14 protein-coding genes and 1 pseudogene are annotated in these 19,404 nt (G+C 36.8%); 7 read left to right on the forward strand and 8 right to left on the reverse strand.

Annotation, left to right across the window (positions count from 1 at the left end; all coding sequences use genetic code 11):
* Positions 1-23: 23 nt before the first annotated feature.
* Positions 24-2,156, forward strand: a complete 2,133-nt coding sequence (locus tag A6M55_RS08350) for a S9 family peptidase (protein WP_064197210.1) — start codon at positions 24-26, stop codon at positions 2,154-2,156.
* Between the two features lie 92 nt (positions 2,157-2,248).
* Here the strand turns inward: A6M55_RS08350 and A6M55_RS08355 are convergent, their stop codons facing one another.
* The 3 genes from A6M55_RS08355 to A6M55_RS08365 form a co-directional block, all read right to left on the reverse strand.
* On the reverse strand, positions 2,249-2,737 hold the full coding sequence (locus A6M55_RS08355; RefSeq protein ID WP_015028818.1) for a DUF2911 domain-containing protein: 489 nt from the start codon (positions 2,735-2,737) through the stop codon (positions 2,249-2,251).
* A 95-nt stretch (positions 2,738-2,832) separates the two neighbouring features.
* Positions 2,833-3,570 carry an ABC transporter ATP-binding protein gene (locus tag A6M55_RS08360; RefSeq protein WP_015028817.1) on the reverse strand — a complete coding sequence of 246 codons (738 nt, stop codon included), beginning with the start codon at positions 3,568-3,570 and terminating at the stop codon, positions 2,833-2,835.
* 80 nt (positions 3,571-3,650) lie between these two features.
* On the reverse strand, positions 3,651-6,227 hold the full coding sequence (locus A6M55_RS08365; RefSeq protein ID WP_064197211.1) for a M48 family metallopeptidase: 2,577 nt from the start codon (positions 6,225-6,227) through the stop codon (positions 3,651-3,653).
* 143 nt (positions 6,228-6,370) lie between these two features.
* Here A6M55_RS08365 and A6M55_RS08370 point away from each other — a divergent pair, with 143 nt between their 5' ends.
* The gene (locus A6M55_RS08370; RefSeq protein ID WP_015028815.1) at positions 6,371-7,030 is read left to right on the forward strand and encodes a phosphatidylserine decarboxylase family protein; all 660 of its coding nucleotides are present in this window, start codon (positions 6,371-6,373) and stop codon (positions 7,028-7,030) included.
* A gap of 89 nt (positions 7,031-7,119) precedes the next feature.
* On the forward strand, positions 7,120-7,470 hold the full coding sequence (locus tag A6M55_RS08375) for a YraN family protein (protein ID WP_015028814.1): 351 nt from the start codon (positions 7,120-7,122) through the stop codon (positions 7,468-7,470).
* Between the two features lie 114 nt (positions 7,471-7,584).
* Here the strand turns inward: A6M55_RS08375 and A6M55_RS08380 are convergent, their stop codons facing one another.
* The 3 genes from A6M55_RS08380 to A6M55_RS08390 all read right to left on the reverse strand — a co-directional run bounded on the left by A6M55_RS08380 (position 7,585) and on the right by A6M55_RS08390 (position 10,603).
* A complete protein-coding gene (locus tag A6M55_RS08380) occupies positions 7,585-8,280 on the reverse strand; it encodes a DsbA family protein (protein WP_064197212.1) in 696 nt (231 codons plus the stop codon).
* A 127-nt stretch (positions 8,281-8,407) separates the two neighbouring features.
* Positions 8,408-9,505, reverse strand: coding sequence for a mannose-1-phosphate guanylyltransferase (locus tag A6M55_RS08385; RefSeq protein ID WP_064197213.1), 1,098 nt, complete (start codon positions 9,503-9,505; stop codon positions 8,408-8,410).
* A 45-nt stretch (positions 9,506-9,550) separates the two neighbouring features.
* Positions 9,551-10,603 (reverse strand): DUF3089 domain-containing protein, encoded by a 1,053-nt coding sequence (locus A6M55_RS08390; protein WP_064197214.1) that lies wholly within the window; start codon positions 10,601-10,603, stop codon positions 9,551-9,553.
* Positions 10,604-10,736: 133 nt separating this feature from the next.
* On the opposite strand from A6M55_RS08390, the gene A6M55_RS08395 reads away from it, so the two are divergent.
* The 3 genes and pseudogenes from A6M55_RS08395 (at position 10,737) to A6M55_RS08405 (ending at position 16,739) form a co-directional block, all read left to right on the forward strand.
* The gene (locus A6M55_RS08395; protein ID WP_015028810.1) at positions 10,737-13,973 is read left to right on the forward strand and encodes a carboxypeptidase-like regulatory domain-containing protein; all 3,237 of its coding nucleotides are present in this window, start codon (positions 10,737-10,739) and stop codon (positions 13,971-13,973) included.
* 310 nt (positions 13,974-14,283) lie between these two features.
* Positions 14,284-15,515: pseudogene (locus A6M55_RS08400) on the forward strand (isocitrate dehydrogenase (NADP(+))).
* Positions 15,516-15,749: 234 nt separating this feature from the next.
* Complete coding sequence (locus A6M55_RS08405) at positions 15,750-16,739, forward strand: Gfo/Idh/MocA family protein (protein ID WP_015028808.1); 990 nt, start codon at positions 15,750-15,752, stop codon at positions 16,737-16,739.
* Between the two features lie 71 nt (positions 16,740-16,810).
* Here the strand turns inward: A6M55_RS08405 and A6M55_RS08410 are convergent, their stop codons facing one another.
* Entirely contained in the window at positions 16,811-17,230 is a 420-nt protein-coding gene (locus tag A6M55_RS08410) for a nucleoside-diphosphate kinase (RefSeq protein WP_041694004.1), read from the reverse strand.
* 58 nt (positions 17,231-17,288) lie between these two features.
* The gene (locus tag A6M55_RS08415; RefSeq protein WP_064197215.1) at positions 17,289-18,560 is read right to left on the reverse strand and encodes an acyltransferase family protein; all 1,272 of its coding nucleotides are present in this window, start codon (positions 18,558-18,560) and stop codon (positions 17,289-17,291) included.
* A gap of 314 nt (positions 18,561-18,874) precedes the next feature.
* On the opposite strand from A6M55_RS08415, the gene A6M55_RS08420 reads away from it, so the two are divergent.
* Entirely contained in the window at positions 18,875-19,234 is a 360-nt protein-coding gene (locus tag A6M55_RS08420; protein WP_156511009.1) for a hypothetical protein, read from the forward strand.
* The last annotated feature ends 170 nt before the right edge of the window (positions 19,235-19,404 follow it).

Here is a 19,404-nt window from a genome sequence, read left to right on the forward strand (position 1 = left end):
GTAAACTTCAAAAACAATCAATCATGAGAATAATTCTAACCCTTATCTTCATCTCAAACTTTGTATTTGCTCAGGTTGGCAAAGAAAAAGTTTTAGTAACTGATCTTACAAAAATTAAGCAAATTGGAGCAATCAATGTTTCTCCTGATGGTAAAAAAGCTATTTACTCAGTTCGTACTACCGAACAGTCGGAAGAAAATAAGCTTGAATATGATTACCGCTCGCATCTTTACCTAACCGATTTTCAAACTACCAAACAAATTACTCGTGGTACAGAAAGTGTAGGAAGTGCTGTTTGGTCGCCAGATAGTAAGCAAATTGCTTTTGCTAGAAATGTAAAAGGCAAATCGCAGATTTTTATAATGCCTCTTGATGGTGGCGAGGCATTCCAACTTACTGATGTAAAATACGGTGCATCAAACCCTAATTGGTCGAAAGATGGTTCAAAAATCTCGTTCAGTGTAGGGCTTTCTCTTTCAGAACTTGTAAAAGATACACTTCTTAATCCTACGAAAAGCCTTCCAGCTTGGTCTTTAGAAAAACCAGGTTTTGCGAAAAACGAATTTTTAAAGCCTTCAAAAGGTGTAAAACCAAACCCTGATGGAACTATTGAAGAAATTAGAGCTTATTTAGAGAAAGATGTTGAAGATAAAAAAGCAAAAGTAATCAATCGTCTGAATTTCCAAGGAGAAGCTACGACTCAACCCGAACTCAATTTTTCACATATCTACGTAATTGATGCTCGTGAAGGTGCAAAACCAATGCCTGTAACCGCTGGTTTTAATAGTTTTGGCGGTGGTGCGTGGCTTCCAGATGGCAGATTAGCTTTTGTAACAGCTCTTGATTCTCTACAACACCCAGACCGCGAACAAGACAACAAAGTATCGTTAATGAATGCCAATGGCTCAAACCGCAAAGTGATTTTATCTGAAAAAGGCAAATCTTTTGGCGGTGTTTCTTTTTCCCCCGATGGGCAAAGTATGGTTTATACTAAATCGAATTCACAAGGTGTGAATATTGGAGAACTCTTTTTAGCGAAAGCTGATGGTTCTAATTCACAACTTATTAAATTTGACCGCTCGGTTAGTGGACTTACTTGGTCGAAAGATTTGAAATATGTTTACTTTACTGCTCAATCGAATGGTGGACAACCTATTTATAGAATTGATGTAAATAGCAAAAAGGTTGAACAATTGACTGATTTCGATTCTGGTATTCTTGGCTTCGACCTTTCTGCTGATAAAATCATTTATTCAAAAACTGAAGTTGCCAATCCAAATGAACTTTATGTAGCAGATTTACAGATGAAAAACCCTGTAAAAATTACATCAATCAATGATTGGGTAAAAAATAAAGCTCTTAGTTTTCCAGAAAAACGTACTTATACCAACTCAAAGGGGCAAAAAATTGAATATTGGATAATGAAACCAAGCAATTTTGAGGCAGGAAAAAAATATCCACTTTTATTAAATATGCACGGAGGCCCAACTGCGATGTGGGGCCCTGGAGAGTTTTCGATGTGGCATGAGCATCAGTATTTTTGTTCACAAGGCTACGGTGTAGTTTACGCCAATCCACGCGGTTCAGGCGGTTATGGTTTAGAATTTATGCGTGCTAATATTAAAGATTGGGGAACTGGCCCAACAGAAGATGTATTGGCCGCTGCTACCGATGCAGCTAAAGCAGCATGGGTTGATACTGCTCGCCAAGTAATTACTGGCGGTTCTTACGCTGGTTATCTTACTGCTTGGATTGTTGCTCATGACCACCGCTTCAAAGCTGCATTTGCCCAACGTGGTGTTTATGACCTCACCACATTCTTAGGTGAAGGTAATGCGTGGCGTTTGATTCCAAGTTATTTTAATTATCCGTGGAATGATACGCAAGAAAAAGTATTAGAAAGTAACTCTCCTTATACATTCGTTGATAAAATTCGTACGCCATTGCTTATCAAGCACGGAGAAAATGACCTACGTACAGGGGTAATTCAAAGCGAAATGATGTATAAATCAATGAAAATAATGGGCAAACAAGTAGAATACGTACGTATGCCGGGTGGAACCCATGAACTTTCTCGTTCGGGGAATGTTCGTCAACGCATTGACCGTATGCTTCGTATTTATGAGTTTTTTGAAAGATTTGTTGGAACGAAGTAATTCCCTTCGGCTTCGCTCAGGGAACGGAGACTAAAAAGACAAAAAAAGCCGAGGCAAGACCTCGGCTTTTTATTACTACACTTACCTAAACCCTAAAACTCCATAGGTACGCTCACACTCGTCGTATCCCAGGAAATGGTTAAAGTCTTATCATCAGTAGTGATTGTTAATTTTTCCACTACATCACTTAATTTCTTTACAGGAACAGTTACTTCTGCAACATTTTTATCTTTGATTTTCTCGTAACCGTAAGCACCCCACTGTTTCAATTCGCTATTAAGAATGATTGTCCATTCTTTTTCACCTAATTTCGAGAATAATGAATACGTACCAGCTTTAACTGATTTTCCTCCAAACTTCACATCTTTCTTAAAAGTAATTTCGGTAGCTTCATTGGCACCTGTACGCCATACAGTTCCGAACTTCTCTAAACCGCCAAAAACTACACGACCTTTTTTAGATGGTTGACCATACGACACTTTTACGTTAGTACTTTCAGCTGAAACTCTTGGGCTAGCTTGTCCAATTGCTAAAGTGCTGATTGTAAGCATTAAGGAGAAAAAGAATAATACTTTTTTCATATAAGTTATTAAGATTGAAAATTAGTTGATTTATTTCTATTAACGTGAAAACTTGTCTTTTAGTTTGAATAGTTTATAATATTTATATTAAGCGGTTATTCTTTTACTCGCTCTGCAAAAATCTTAGCCATTTCTCGTGGATTAGTTGGTTCAGGATTAATTTTATCCGATTCTACTAATCCATCTCTTAAACGAATAATACGGTGAGAATATTTGGCAATATCTTCTTCGTGAGTTACCATTACGATGGTGTTTCCTTTTGAGTAAAGTTGGTCGAAAAGCTCCATAATTTCGTACGAAGTTTTGGTATCTAAGTTTCCCGTTGGCTCATCGGCTAATAAAATACTTGGGTCGTTTACCAATGCACGGGCAATGGCTACGCGTTGGCGTTGTCCACCCGAAAGTTCGTTGGGTCGGTGATGTGCACGATTATCTAAACCTACATTTTTTAATGCCAACATGGCTTTTTCCGTACGCTGAGATTTGGTATAACCTGCATAAATGAGTGGTAATGCCACATTTTCAAGAGCAGATTGGCGTGGAAGTAGGTTAAAGGTTTGGAATACAAAGCCAATTTCCTTGTTTCTAACCTCCGCCAATTCGTTTTCTGACATTCGGCTTACATCATTATTGTTCAGAATATATCTACCTCCTGTAGGCGAATCTAAGCAACCAATAATATTCATGAGTGTTGATTTCCCAGAACCTGATGGCCCCATAAATGCCACATATTCGCCTTTATCAACCGATATAGTTACCGATTTCAAGGCATCAATTATTTCGCTACCCATGATGTAGCGTTTTGAAATATTGGTGGTTTCGATAATTTTCATGAAGCCCTACCTTTTATGAAAGATTGATTGTTTCGTTAAATAAAAAGCCCCCAAAGAGGATTGAGGGCTAAATTACAGAATCATTTAAAATCGTCGTTTGTTTTTTCCATCAATGCTTTTTGGGCTTGATAGATGGAAAGAAATGCTTGGTAATCGGTAGGAGGACTTAGTTGCTGAACTTTACTGAGGCCATCTCCGGCATAGTCTTTCATACCAATTTTCAACGATTGTAGCGTGTATAACTTCCACAGTTCTACGGAGTTATCGTTTACTTCAACTGCCCTGAAAATTGCCTGATAGGCTTCATTCGGCTTTTTTAGCTTTTCATTATAAAATTCTATATAATTTCTCAAGACTATCGAATTGAGCGGCATTTGAGCTAAAACTTTATCATAATGCTCTTTTGTTGCTTGAGTATTTTGCTTAAGCGAATTTACTAATTCATTACCTTGGTCTTCTTGAAATTCGGCGAGTGTTTTTTGATAATCCTGCTGTTGAAGGAGCTGTACCGAAGATATATCACTAGCACGGTTTAGGTACGAAAGGGCTTTATCATAAATACCCTGTTGTAAAAACCACATTCCCACTACTTGATTATAAAGAGGTTTGTGTTTGGTTGAATCGTTGGCCAGAACTGCTAATTGCTTTATTCCTTCTAGTTTGTTTTCGGCATAGTAATTTCTACAAGAAATAGCAAATTCTAAATCTTCAAAATAAGAATTATTCAACTCTTTCTTTTGAATATTTTGTAGTTCTTTCGTGCTATAACTAAACTGATAATTATTGAATGTAGAAAGATTATAAAGTAAAGCAAACTGACTCACATTCAACAATGAATCTTTTGTTAGATTAAGATTCGTAGCAGCTACTCGCTTTGAGAGCTTATCAAATGCCGCACGATTAGCTCTCAAACTTGTATAAGTAGTAGTATTATTTTCAAATTTCAATACTTTCAAATCTTCGGTGGTGTTGGCTTTATATTTTAACTGATAAGCCAGTAAATTAGATTCTGTCAATTCGCAATTTTCACAGTGCTCTTTAGCTAGGTTCAAATAGTAAAAGGTCGAATCAATCACTTTTGTTTTTTCATACAACTGTGCTAAGTTCGTAAGAATAGCCTCATTTGTTGGAAATTTACTTACCCCTTCTCTTAAAGTAAAGAGTGCGTCAAAGAACATATCTTTTTCCTGCAATACCTTACTCAAACCTACATACGCAAACGCACTTGCATTTTTTTCCAAAGCATTTTTCAGAAAAACACCAGTATTTTCTTTATCGTTGTTCTTTTGAGCTAATGAAGCTAAAGCATAATTTGATTTATGATTACGAATATCGAAGTGTAAGGCTTCTTTGTAAAATGTTTCAGCAGCTTGTAAATCATCAGTAGCTAAATAATAATCAGCAATTGCATTATAATAACCAGCTTTTGCTTGAAAGAAATTATTATAATTCTTAAATGAAATAAGCATGAAAACACCGATAGCAGCAGCCAACCTAAAAAGCATCAGTTCATAAAACTTAGGTTTGTAGATAACCTTATGTACTTCTAAACCTTTTTGTAGTGGCTGGATGAAATTTATAAGGATATAAAAAACAAAGCAAATGCCCATTGATAAATGTGCATAAGAGATAAAATCTTCAAATGCTTCGATGAGTGGGTCGTTGGCTGTTGCATAGGCAAAAGTAAGCATAAGTGTGGTGATAATAGCTAAACCTAAATATAACCATGCTGTAATGGTGCGAAAATTAAACCAATTAGCTTGTTCGGTATATTCTCTAAAACCCCAGATAGCCAAAAGCATGGAAATACCATACAACACCAATGGACTTATCGAAATAATATTCCAATCTATATATTGAGATTTTTCGAGATAGATAAGCAATACATTAAGTAAGTAGATACTTGAGATAGTTAAAAATGAAGGTAAATGATTGCGATTTTTCACGCCCGCATTAGATACAACCCAAACTAAAGCTGCTATGATTTCGTGAGAAATAAACAGTATAAAAATAACCGAAAATACAATTGCGGAAAGTAAACCATAGGAAACAATCGCCAATGCAGGCTGCTGCACCTTACTTGTTATACCAATACCGATTGCTACTAATACAATTAAGGCCGAAAAACTCCCAAAACGTCTGAGGGCGTTTGTACTTGGAGCATAATTATTAAAATAGAATGATAAACCTGCCAATAATGCAAAAGCCACTAAAAATGGCCACTGATTAGTTGCTTGAAAAATAATTTCAAGATGAATTGTTATTAACATTCCAGCCAAAGCAACCATTCCTCCTAAAAACCAATATCGACTCATCGTTGAAAACGCTGTGAGCAATAAAGCTAAACCCAAGCCTAAGCCAAATGCCATTGCATAATTGGCCCAATAATTGACATCCATTGTTGAGGCCAAAAACCTTTCTTTAACAATATATGCGTTTCCATTGACAACAAATCGGAGTTTGCCATCTGAGAAGGTATCAATCGCTGCGGGAATTTCATCGAGCTCACTTAGTATATCCCAATGAATGACATTTTCTAAACCTCGAAACCAAGTGAATGAAAGATATAAGATACAAACAGCAAGAATTGAAAGAATTATACTAAAGCTAATTTGTTCGTTTTTAGGCCAATTTCGCCAAAAAATGAGTTTTTGCATAAATACATTTAGAGTTTTCCACGTGAAACACCTACTTATCCACAGCTTTTACACATTTGCTGTAAATATTTGAGCCGTGAAGATAACGTAAAAACATTGTTTGATTATATTTGCGGTTCTAAAAAACTAAACACCTCAAAGCAATGACACTTCATAAGGAAGGAACAGGCACTATTTCACTTACAATTATCGGACTATTGGCAGCCAATGCCGCACTAAGATATTTTTTACCCGAACAAGAAATTCTTCATACTTTACTACTTGTAGTAAGTATGTTTTTATTTGTAATTGTCGTTCAGTTTTTCCGTAAACCGACACGCGTTACACCTAAAAATTCAAAACACGTAATTGCCCCGGCTGATGGCAAAGTAGTAGTAATAGAAGAAGTAGTAGAAACTGAATATTTCAAGGGCCCACGCCGTCAGGTTTCTATTTTCATGTCGCCACTTAACGTGCATATAAACTTTAATCCTATTTCGGGTATTGTTTCTTATGCCAAATACCATGCAGGAAAATACTTAGTTGCTTGGCATCCAAAATCAAGTACAGAAAACGAACGCACGACAATCGTCGTGAAACACGAAAATGGAACGGAAGTTTTATTCCGTCAGATTGCTGGAGCTTTGGCTCGTAGAATTTGCTGGTATGTAAAAGAGGGACAAGCGGTTGAACAAGGCTCAGAATTTGGTTTTATTAAATTTGGTTCAAGAATTGATATTTTCTTACCACTTGACGCCAAAATTTTGGTAAATATTGATGACAAGCCCGTAGGCGGCGAAACGGTCATCGCAGAATTAGTGTAGGACAGGTTTTTAACCTGTCTTTTTTTCTTATTCTTTTTATCAACGATGTAATTATTGACAGGTTAAAAGCCTGTCCTCTACATGCGGCGATGGCAGAACACAACGAAACAGGAAGTAAAGCCGAAGCAATGGCTGTTGGCTATCTACAAAAGAAAGGTTACGAAATACTTGACCAAAATTATGCTCACGGCAAGGGAGAAATTGATATTATTGCCTTAAAAGATAATTGGTTGGTTTTTGTTGAAGTAAGAGCTCGCTCTGAGGTCGCACATGGGTTTCCTGAACAGACTATTTCAAAAGCAAAAGCGAATTTAATTATTAAAACTGCTGAAAATTATATCTATCAAAACAACTGGCATGGACACGTACGTTTCGATATTATTGCAATTACCGTAGGCAAATATTTCGAGATTGCTCACTTTGAAGATGCATTTTTCTAAAAATACTCCTTATACAAGACTTTCGCTTGTAAGTTTATATCGTTCAAACAGCACAAAACCAATGGAAGAAATAAAATACCGTTGTTTGTATTTAACAAACAACGGTAAACATCATTAACAATTTTTATCATTAATGTCGCAGGCTTCACCAACAGCCTCAACAGGTTTCATTTCAGCTGATACTTTATTGAGTGTATCTAAGAACACACTGGTCGGTTGTGCCCCGCTAATACCATACTTTTTATTAATAATAAAGAACGGAACACTCGAAATACCCAAATTCTGAAAATGCTTAATTTCTTGTATAACGTTATAAGAAATTTCTTCGCTGCTTAAAACACCTTCTGTTTTCTCTTTCGTCCATCCAAACTCTTCCATAATAGCCACTACTTGTTGGGTATTCGTAAAATCTACGCCATCAGTAAAGTATGCTTTGAAAAAACGTTCTTCCAGTTCATTCTGAAAACCTTCTTCATGAGCAATATGTAAGATTTTGTGTAAAGGAATTGTATTCATCACCTTCGGCATTTTATCAAACTTGAATTGAATACCCGCTTGCTGCCCAACACCAACTACACGCTCAAACATAGGTTCAATTCTCTCTTTACTTCCGAATTTATTGATGAAGTATGTTTCTCTATCTAAACCCTCCATTGGAATTGTTGGGTCGAGTTGAAATGGATGCCAAGTAATCTCTACTGGCTGGCTATCAAAATTTTCAAGTGCTTTTTCTAAATGTTTTTTTCCAATATAACACCACGGACAAGCAACATCCGAAACAATATCTATTTGCAATGCTTTTTTAGTCATACTCTATTCTTAATTTTCAAATAAAACCTACGTAGAAAAAATTTGGTTCAAAAAAAAGGATTCGAATAATCGAACCCTCTTGTAAATTACTAAAGTCTTAGAAAAAATGCTCAATGGGCTTCGACTATTACACAAACTCCTTCCCTTTCACTCCTGCCGACGCCACAAACTCCTTCACTTTTTGTTCATCATCTTTCTTACAAATCATCAAAACATTGTCATATTCTGCCACAATATAACCATCTAAGCCATTAACAACCACCAAGCGGTCTTTAGGGGTTTTTATGATACAATTTTTGGTATTATAAAGCATTGTATGGGCATCAATCGCATTCTCATTTTCATCTTTATCTGAAATTTCATACAATGACTTCCAAGTTCCTAAATCTGACCAACCGATATCCGATAATACCACAAAAACATTCTCAGCACGTTCCATAATACCATTATCAATTGAGATATTCTTGCACTGAGGATACGCCCTATTCAATGATTCTTCTTCTCTTTCTGAATAAAAATCTCCTTTTATTTCTTCAAAGGCCTCAGCCATTTCAGGTAAAAACGCCTCAAAACACTTTTTAATAGCATTTACATTCCAAATGAAAATACCAGCATTCCAAACAAATTCGCCGCTTTCAACAAACTTAACCGCCCATTCAAGATTTGGCTTTTCGGTGAAAGTTACCACTCGTTTAATATCACCTTCCGATTCTAAAAATTGGATATAACCATAACCTGTATCTGGACGAGTTGGAGTAATACCCAAAGTAACTAGTACATCGTTTTTAGCCGAGAAATGCAACGCAATACTAATACGTTTGCGAAACTCCTCCTCTTTCAGGATAATATGGTCGGCAGGGGCAACTACAATGTTGGCTTCAGGATTTTTAGCTCCAATCTTGTAGCAGGCATAAGCTATACAAGGAGCAGTATTTCGGCGACTTGGCTCAAGTAGAATTTGGTCATCGCTCAAATACGGTAATTGCTGCTTGGTTATATCGTAATATTCTTTGCTCGTAACAATGTAAATGTTTTCTTTCGGACAAATCCCGTCAAAACGCTCAACCGTTTGTTGAATCATTGTTTTGCCAATACCCAATACATCATGAAATTGTTTGGGGTTGGTTGTTCGGCTAAATGGCCAGAATCTCGTTCCAACTCCACCAGCCATAATAACTACATAATTGTTTGCAGGATTATTTTTTTGGGTATCTGTTTGTTGCATTTCTAATGAATTGTCTTTGTTATAATTTTTGTAAATAGCTAACCACTATGGCTTTGTGGTATTTTTTAAAAAGCTTTCCAAACGTAAAGCTACATTTTCTCTGATATTCATCCAAAAAAGATTTATATCAGCTATGTGCCATACCTTCATATTTATAAATATACGACCTTTGATATATGGTTTATTTATCCATAAAACACCTTTATGATTTTGTGCATCGGCAGCTTGCTCTACAAATGTAAACTTATAGCCAACCCCTCCTTTATTTAGTTCTTTAGGGGCAAAATCTTCATCTAAACGCCATGTAAGAGGGTTTGTACTTACAGATGTACTTAGGCCATCTTCGTAATATTTGGGCAGGAAATCTCTAGCAAAAGTATTCCATGAAACAAATCCTCCTATTTCTTCTGCCGATTTACTTGCTTGAATATTTTCAAAAGTATTAGGTTGCGTAGCAATACCGATGAGATAAGCCTCAACTAATTGTTTTTGTAATGGCTTCCCATCAAAAAACTCTTTCAGTAATCTTTTTGCATGAATAGTTCCCTGACTATGAGACGCAATAATAATTGGGCGACCTTGATTCCAATTTTTTAAATAATATTCAAAAGCTGCCTTAATATCGGTGTAGGCCAAATCAAGGGCTTGTTTTTTATCATCTTGATTGGGTGTCAGAAAAGTGTAGTAGTGTGCCTGACGATAACGAGGTGCATATACTTTTCCAGAACCATTGAAAGCTGAGGCTTGATTTAAAATGGTTGAATTATCTGTTTTTTCATTCAATTCTACATCATTTACATCTCCATTCCATTCATATTGGTTACGAGGTTTATAGGTAAATGTAGTAGGATGTAAAAAGAATACATCTGCTTTAGCTTCAGTTTGATTTTCGTTTACATATAAACCGTTCGGAATTCTATCGGCGGGGTCATTTTTTGTTGGCAAGGCAGCCCACGCATCATTCTGAGCATAATTAGGGGCTGGGGGCACATTTTTAGCATCAAAATGAGTAGATAAAATAGCGTTTTTTTGAGCTTGAGTCTCAAACAAAAACGTACAGAGTGAATAAAATATTACTAGAAAAATTGTCTTTTGCATTGGATATAACTATTTTTCGTTAAAATTGTATGATTTTAATACAAACTACCAATAGTATGCTTGCATATTATTATTTTCTTTTCTATGTTTGACACAAAATTACGTTTTGTTAACCACTAACCAAATATTCTATATGTACAAACTTTCCGTAAAAAATTGTTTGCTCGGAATTTGCTGCTTTCTCATAACACAGCTCTCGTTTGCTCAAACAAAAGTGTCTGGGACGGTTACCGATGCTACCACTAAAGAACCACTTATTGGGGTAAGTGTTCAGGTAAAAGGTAAAGTGATTGGAACAATCACAAACTCAAAAGGTGAGTTTTCTTTTAATGTATCAACTCCTCCGCCATTTACAATAGTTATTACTTCAGTTGGCTACGAATCTCAAGAAATGAGTGTATCGGGTAATAATGCAGCCATTAATGTTTCGCTGAAAGAACAAGCAATCATGGGTCAAGAAGTTGTTGTAGCTGCTTCAAGGGTTGAAGAATCTGTAATGAAATCACCTGTAACAGTTGAGAAATTAGATATTCGAAGTATCAAAGAAGCTCCAGCTCCATCTTTTTATGACGCCCTTTCAAACATGAAAGGTATTGACATGACTACGCAAGGTTTACTTTTTAAATCTGTAAATATGCGTGGTTTTGGTGCTACTGGTAACCCTCGTACCGTACAAATGATTGATGGTATGGATAACCAAGCTCCTGGCTTAAACTTCCCAGTTGATAATATCGTTGGTATGCCTGAGCTAGATGTTGAAAGCGTTGAAATTCTTCCAGGTGCGGCTTCGGCCCTTTATGGCCCAAATGCCATCAATGGTTTGATTTTGATGAATAGCAAAAGCCCATTCTTGTACCAAGGTGCAAGTGCAACGGTAAAGACTGGCGTAATGAGTGCAAGTAATAGAGATGTGAAGACAACTCCTTTTTATGACTTCTCGTTTCGTTATGCTAAAGCTTCAAAAGACAACAAATTCGCCTACAAAGTAAACTTAGCGTACATAACAGCTAAAGACTGGCAAGCAAATGACTACTCTAACTTAAACGTTGGTGGTTCGGCTGACCCTACTCGTTTTGCAGGAGCCGACACTGACTATGATGGTGTAAACACTTATGGTGATGAAACAAGAAGAGTTGTTTCTGGTGTTCCAGTAACTCGTACTGGTCTTTTAGAAAAAGATTTAGTAGATTATAACACAAAATCTTTTAAAACAAATATTGCTCTTCACTATCGTATCAATGAAAAAGTTGAGGCTGTTGGTCAAGTTAACTATGGTTTCGGTACTACTGTTTACACAGGTACTGGCCGTTATGCACTTCGTAACTTCAATCTTACACAAGCTAAACTCGAACTTCGTGGTGATAACTTTACCTTAAGAGGTTATACTACTCAAGAGCGTTCGGGTGATTCTTACACTGCTGGTTTAGTTGCTTTAGCTATGCAAAGAGCCGTTAAGACTGATGACCAGTGGTTTGCTGCTTACAAATCAGAATACGACAAATCTAAAGACCCAATTGCGGCAAGAAAAGCGGCGGATGCTGGCATGCCAACTCCTGGTACTGCGGCATTCCAAACAGCTTTAGACAATGCACGTAATGCGTCTATCAACACTGGTGGTGGTGGTTTCTTAGATAAAACTAACCTTTATCATGCAGAAGGCATTTATAACTTCAAAAATCAAATCAAATTTATGGAGTTATTGGGTGGAGCTAACTTCCGCCAATACCAATTGCGTTCAAACGGTACATTATTCTCTGATACAAAAGAAGGCCGTAATGGAACTATTCCGATTAACGAATATGGTGCTTTCTTACAAGCTGCTAAAAGCTTATTTAAAGACCACTTGAAACTTTCGGGTTCATTACGCTACGATAAGAGTAAAAACTTTGATGGATTCTTTACACCACGTTTATCAGCTGTTGCTTCGTTTGGACAACATAACATTCGTGCGTCATTCCAAACAGGTTACCGTATTCCTACTACTCAAAACCAATACATCGACCTAGCTACGCCACTAGGCATTTTGATTGGTGCAACTCCAGAATTTGACGCAAGATATGGCCTTGCTTCTGGTATTAACCGTGCAACTTTGGTTGATTTCTCAGCAAATCCATCAAAATATATCACAGCCGATGTATTAGCTAAAGCTCAAGCTTATGCAACTGCAGCCGTTACTGCACAAGCAACACCTGCTATCACTGCGGGAGTTACAGCCGCTATTACGCAGCAAGTTACAGCTGGGGTTACACAACAAGTTAACTCAATTGTTACACAACAAGTAACTGCTGGTGTTACAGCTGCCGTAACCCAACAAATTACATCTGCCGTAACAGCACAAGTAAATGCTGCAGTTGCCGCTGGAACATTAGCTGCCGAACAAGCTGCTGCTGCTATCCAAGCAGGGATTGCTTCTCAATTGGCCCTTCCTGCTACTCAATCAGCTATTCAAGCTGGAGTCGCTCAGCAAATTGCACTTCCTGCAACGCAAGCAACAATCCAAAGCAATATTCAAGCAGGTGTAAGTGCTACTTTACCAGGTGCACTTGCTGCTAACTTCCAACCAGCTTTCAATGCTGAGTTAGCAAAAGCTCTTGCTGCAAATGTACCGGGAGTTACTGCACAAGTTGCTCCAGCATTTGGATTGGCAGCATTACCTAAATACCAAGCGAAAAAGTTAGTTCCTGAAAAAATCGAATCGTATGAAATTGGTTACAAAGGCTTAATTGCTAAAAAATTATTCATTGATTCTTATTTCTATACAAGTAAATACAGAAACTTCATCGGTGGAACTGTAATCGTGGTTCCAACTGCACCAGCAGCACCAGGTTTACCAATCGAATCAGGTATTGGTGCAGGTTTGTTGAAAGGATATTCTCGTGTATCAAATACAAGCGAAGATATCAGAGCAAATGGTTTTGCGATTAGTGCGAACTATTCTTTATCGAAAGGGTATAATGTTGGCTTGAATTTCGCTCAAAATAATCTTAAAGGATTTACTCCAACGCCTGACCAACAATATGCTGGTTTCAACACGCCTAAGAATCGCTATAACGTTAGCTTCGGAAAACGTTTGGGAAGTGGAGAGAAATTTGGTTTCAACGTAAACTTACGTCACCAAGACCAATTCACTTGGGAAGCAAGTTTTGTTCAACCATCTGATGCAACTCAGGCTTTATTTACAAATACAAAAGTGCCTGCAATTACAAACCTTGATGCACAAATCAGCCTTAAATTACCAAGCATGAAATCGGTATTGAAAATCGGTGGAACAAACATCGGTGGCAAACCATACATCCAAGCATTTGGTAGTGCGGCCGTTGGCACAATGTATTATGTAGCACTTTCATTCGATGAATTATCAAATAAATAATTCCCTGAAAACGTTTTTATTAATTTTCATAATTTTCTTTGGTTTAAGTCAGAAAAGAGCTTCCATTTGGAGGCTCTTTTTTTGTTTGCCCGAATCTTAGAATATTTATATAAATCGTATTACCTTTGTGGCAGTAAAAAATTATTCGTGTCAATAAGTGGGTAACTCGAAGGTTTTTAAGGGTAATTCTAGCATCTAATATGCTTACTTTTAATGTTTTTCTCGGTTATTCGTTATAAATTCCCCAAGACACATATATATAACTTATAAATCTTTGCTTCTCCTTGGGGGTGGAGAGCTTCTCGGAAAAATGGAAAAAATTAAAGTTGCAAATCCAGTTGTTGAGCTTGATGGCGACGAAATGACTCGTATCATTTGGCGTTTTATCAAAGAAAAATTGATTCTTCCTTACCTTGATGTTGATATCAAGTACTATGACCTTGGCATTGAGTACCGTGATGAAACCAACGACCAAGTAACTATTGATGCTGCAAATGCAATCAAAGAATACGGTGTTGGTATCAAGTGTGCCACTATTACACCTGACGAAGCTCGTGTTAAAGAATTCAACTTGAAACAAATGTGGAAATCACCTAATGGAACTATCCGTAATATCTTGGATGGTACTGTTTTCCGTGAGCCAATCGTTTGTCAAAACGTACCACGTTTAGTTTCTAACTGGACTTCACCAATTATCGTTGGGCGTCATGCTTTTGGTGACCAATACCGTGCAACTGATTTCGTTGTGAAAGGAGCAGGTAAATTAACCATGAAATTTGAAAGCGAAGACGGAACCATACAAGAATACGAAATCTACAACTACAAAGGTGGTGGTGTAGCAATGGGTATGCAATAACTGACGAATCAATCCGTGGTTTTGCACACTCTTGTTTCCAAGTTGCTTTGAACAAAAAATGGCCTCTTTATCTTTCTACAAAAAATACAATTTTGAAGAAATATGATGGTCGTTTCAAAGATATTTTCGAAGAAATCTACCAAGCAGATTACAAAGCTAAATTTGAAGCTGCTGGTATCGTTTACGAACACCGTCTAATTGACGACATGGTTGCTTCGGCATTGAAATGGAATGGTTCTTTCGTTTGGGCTTGTAAAAACTACGATGGTGACGTTCAGTCTGACTCAGTAGCACAAGGTTTTGGTTCGTTAGGCTTAATGACATCAGTATTAGTTACACCAAGTGGTGATGTAATGGAAGCTGAAGCAGCTCACGGAACCGTAACTCGCCACTACCGTGACCACCAAGCTGGTAAACCAACTTCAACTAACCCAATCGCTTCTATTTTTGCTTGGACTCGTGGTTTAGAGTTCCGTGGAAAGTTAGACAGCAACCAAGCTTTAGTTGATTTCTGCCAAGCACTTGAGCAAGTTTGTGTTGAGACTGTTGAATCTGGTAAAATGACTAAAGATTTAGCTGTTTGTATTCACGGAAATAAAGTGAACCACGGCGAGCACTATTTATATACAGAGGAATTCTTAGAAGCAATTGACCAAAACTTAAAGGTTAAATTAGCGGCAAAATAATAATAAACCCCTCTATAAAAACCCAGATGCCTCAACTGTAATGGTTGGGGCATTCTTTTTTCATAATACTTTTGGGCAAAGAATTTTAACACAAAACTTTAAATATTAGCTTTACTGCTTGTTAAACAGAAGTTTTTTCTATTTGCAAAATGTTCGGCAGACTTACTCCGAAAAAACTATTATCCGATAATAATTTTTTCATTAAATTCGCTCCAAAAAAGAAACTAACTTAAGATGAAAAAAAATATAAAGTGGGGAATTATCGGAGTTGGTAAAATTGCCGAGAAATTTGCCACCGACTTAAAGTCTGTTAAGAACGCTCAACTCCACGCAGTTGCATCCTCATCTTCGCTTGAAAGGGCACAGGATTTTGCCAATCGTTACAATGCCCCATTCGCTTACGATTCTTACGAAAATATCTTTCAAACGCCCGATTTAGATGCCATTTACATTGCAACGCCACATACTTCGCACGCAGACAATACTCTTTTATGCTTAAAACATAAAATACCAGTTTTATGTGAAAAACCTTTTGCCATGAATCTTAAACAGGTTCAAGAAATGGTTGAATCTGCCCGAAAAAATGATACTTTCTTAATGGAGGCCATGTGGACAAGATTTATTCCTGCCATTAATAAAACCTTAGAATTAATTAAAGAAGGGGCTATCGGACAAGTGAGAAATATTCAAGCAGATTTTGGATTCAATGCTCCTTTTTTACCCGAAAAAAGATTGTTAAATCCAAATCTTGGTGGCGGTGCTTTGCTTGATATTGGAATATATCCCGCTTATTTAAGCTTATTGATTTTAGGTTATCCTTCAGAAGTAAAAGCTATTAGCAATTTTGGCTCTACGGGAATTGACGAAACAACGAGCTTTATTTTGGATTTTAAAAATGAAGCAACAGCTAATTTAAGTTGTACGCTTAGGTCTCGAACACGTACAGAAGCCCTAATCTACGGAGAAAAGGGGTACATTCATATTGAAGGCCGTTTCATGGAAGCTAAAAAAATTACGCTTTATGTGACAGACCAAAAGCCAGTAAAATTTAATTTTCCAAGAAAAACCTTTGGCTATAATTTTGAAATCGAAGAAGTGAATGAATGTTTGAGAGCAGGAAAGAAAGAAAGTGATAAAATGCCGCTTACTATGAGTGTGAAGCTAATCAGCTTATTAGATGAGATTCGAGAAAAGGCTGGAATTTTTTATGATGGAATTGATTAATGAAGTTTAAAATAAAAAGAGACGCTGCCTTCGACTATGCTCAGGTAGCGTCTCTTTTTTATCAAAATCAATTAATATTGCTCAATAGAAGCAAAGAAAAATGCACCTTCGATAGCAGCGTTTTCATCTGAGTCTGAACCGTGAATAGCATTCTCGCCCATTGATTTAGCATATTTCTTACGAATTGTTCCTTCTTCTGCATTCGCTGGATTTGTAGCACCAATCAAAGCACGGAAATCTGCTACGGCATTATCTTTTTCTAAAATCATCGGAACGATTGGTCCCGAAGACATCATTTCACATAATTCGCCATAGAAAGGTCTTTCTTTGTGTACTTCGTAGAATTTACCAGCTTGTGCTGCTGATAATTGTGTTTTTTTCATTGCCACGATTCTGAAACCAGCCGCCTCAATCATCGCCGTAATTCCCCCAATGTGGTTATCAGCCACTGCATGAGGTTTAATCATCGTGAAAGTTCTGTTACCTGCCATAATAAAATGTATTTGGTTTAAAATTTTAACAAAATTACTCATTTTTGGGCAGATTCAATCAAACCTTAAAAATCATTTTCTTTTTATCAAACCATAATAAGATTAAAAACCAAATGAAAAGATAAGTCAATGCTCCAGCCAAAGAAGCATCTTTAGGTTCGGCAAAAAATGGTTCTATCCAATGTCTATAAAGCCATTCTATTAAACCAGTATTGGGGGTTTCTACATTTTCTGGCTGGGCAATCTTAATCATATTCAAGGCTCTAGGAATGATTCCTGAAAAGAAAAACACCACCATTGGGTTTACGCCAAAGATTACAAAGGGTTTCGTCCATTTTTCAAAACCTAAAACATCAATGATGAAATATAAAACGCCCAATACCAACAAAGCCCAACCAGCTACATAAAGCACATAAGAGCTTGTCCAAAGAGCTTTATTGATTGGAAAATAATCATTCCATAAAAAACCAATCATTACACCTATTACACCCGCAGAAAGTAGATAGATGGCCTTTTTGTTTTTGGGAAAGTCATTAGTTAATAGCTTTCCTGTAAAAACGCCTGCCAAAGCGGTTCCGATAGCAGGAATAGTGCTTAAAATACCTTCGGGGTCCCATGTTTTAGAAACCGACCATAAATGCCCTGGAAGTAATAAATTATCAATCCAAGCGGCTAGGTTTGTGCCTTTTTCGAAATTGGCCGCCCCAAAATTAGGTACAGGAACTAAAGCCATTAAAGCCCAATAACCCAACAGACACACCAGTCCAACAACAATTTGAGTAGTTGTGTTGGTAGTGGCATATAGCACCGATACTATTAAATACACCATGGCAATTCGTTGCAAAACACCCGGAATTCGTACCGAAGCAAAATCTTCAATCCCGCTAAAACAGAGGGATATCATGAATACGAATAGGCCAACCGCTGCATAAAATTGTTTTTTCTTATCAAAATCTCCCAATAAAAGCACGGTGGCAATTCCTGTGAATACTAATCTTATGAGCATCAACGGCACTCCTTCAAGCGTTCCAAGGTGGATTTTTGAGAAAAAGTTAAGAAATAGCCCCAGCAAAAATATTCGTAATGCACGGGTAATTATTCTCTCAAAAGTATGGCTATCAAATCTCTTAACAGGACTTGAAAGAACAGTAGAAATACCTACAATGAACAAGAAAAACGGAAAAACTAAATCGGTTGGTGTGCATCCATGCCATTCAGCATGTTCGAGTGGAGCGTAAATATGACTCCAATCTCCGGGGTTATTTACAATAGTCATGAGCATGATAGTCATGCCTCTGAAAACGTCGATAGAAGTTAGGCGTTGTTTCATTAATGTTTAGCGTTTGTCGATTTTCTATAGTTAAGAAGTTATTATACGCAATTTTATTGAAAATTTAAGTAAAATTTGAATAAATTAGAAAATCAACAATGAAATAAATAGCAAACGATGTATGTTCCAAACTCTATAAAGATACTTGAAATGTTTTACGTAAACCCCTAATAAAGTTATATAAGACTACCGAAAAACCGGTCGAATAACTATCTGAATTTTATTTTTCAAATTCATCTGAATGCTTTTTTTAGATTTTTTGGTATAAATTTTGACTTATTTCCAGAAATTCTTGTAGCTTTGCGTTCTTAAAAATGAAGAGATACTCCTACATATCGCGTACTTTTGGACTTTTAATGTTCATGATGGTGATGCTGACGAGCGTTTTCGGAAAGCAGCTACCCAAACATCATGCACAAAATAATAAAGCCCCAAAAGAACAAAACGGCAATACCAAACCAACTGAAAACCAAACAGTTGTTAGCGAATTGTCGTTGGAGGTGGTTGTACCCAGCCATGCGTTCGACTTCACCCACGACGCAATCATTCTTCCTACTCCGCAAATTATTTATTTAGATATTGAAACAAAGGCAAAGGTTTTTACTAAACCTATCTTTGTTATTTCATATTTCGAAAACCTCTACGAGCATTTTATTGCTCCCAATGCCCCATAATTGGCGGTTATTGGGTTAATGATTACTTTCTACTCATATTCATTAACAATCTTCTCTTTTTTGTTAAGACAAAATAATCTTTGTTTTTACAAAATGATACAATTCTGAGAATTGTAATGCAATCAATCTGTATATTCTAAAATCATGTTTTCAAACTAACCCTCAAAACA

The organism is Emticicia sp. MM (genome assembly GCF_001649495.1).

What these genes read in the sequence shown, in the direction of transcription:
- A6M55_RS08395 (WP_015028810.1), top strand. Translation starts at nt 10,737, where the DNA reads ATGTACAAACTTTCCGTAAAAAATTGTTTGCTCGGAATTTGCTGCTTT.
- A6M55_RS08420 (WP_156511009.1), top strand. Translation starts at nt 18,875, where the DNA reads ATGAAGAGATACTCCTACATATCGCGTACTTTTGGACTTTTAATGTTC.
- A6M55_RS08415 (WP_064197215.1), bottom strand. Translation starts at nt 18,560, where the DNA reads ATGAAACAACGCCTAACTTCTATCGACGTTTTCAGAGGCATGACTATC.
- A6M55_RS08410 (WP_041694004.1), bottom strand. Translation starts at nt 17,230, where the DNA reads ATGGCAGGTAACAGAACTTTCACGATGATTAAACCTCATGCAGTGGCT.
- A6M55_RS08370 (WP_015028815.1), top strand. Translation starts at nt 6,371, where the DNA reads ATGACACTTCATAAGGAAGGAACAGGCACTATTTCACTTACAATTATC.
- A6M55_RS08355 (WP_015028818.1), bottom strand. Translation starts at nt 2,737, where the DNA reads ATGAAAAAAGTATTATTCTTTTTCTCCTTAATGCTTACAATCAGCACT.
- A6M55_RS08390 (WP_064197214.1), bottom strand. Translation starts at nt 10,603, where the DNA reads ATGCAAAAGACAATTTTTCTAGTAATATTTTATTCACTCTGTACGTTT.
- A6M55_RS08365 (WP_064197211.1), bottom strand. Translation starts at nt 6,227, where the DNA reads ATGCAAAAACTCATTTTTTGGCGAAATTGGCCTAAAAACGAACAAATT.
- A6M55_RS08375 (WP_015028814.1), top strand. Translation starts at nt 7,120, where the DNA reads ATGGCAGAACACAACGAAACAGGAAGTAAAGCCGAAGCAATGGCTGTT.
- A6M55_RS08350 (WP_064197210.1), top strand. Translation starts at nt 24, where the DNA reads ATGAGAATAATTCTAACCCTTATCTTCATCTCAAACTTTGTATTTGCT.
- A6M55_RS08380 (WP_064197212.1), bottom strand. Translation starts at nt 8,280, where the DNA reads ATGACTAAAAAAGCATTGCAAATAGATATTGTTTCGGATGTTGCTTGT.
- A6M55_RS08360 (WP_015028817.1), bottom strand. Translation starts at nt 3,570, where the DNA reads ATGAAAATTATCGAAACCACCAATATTTCAAAACGCTACATCATGGGT.
- A6M55_RS08405 (WP_015028808.1), top strand. Translation starts at nt 15,750, where the DNA reads ATGAAAAAAAATATAAAGTGGGGAATTATCGGAGTTGGTAAAATTGCC.
- A6M55_RS08385 (WP_064197213.1), bottom strand. Translation starts at nt 9,505, where the DNA reads ATGCAACAAACAGATACCCAAAAAAATAATCCTGCAAACAATTATGTA.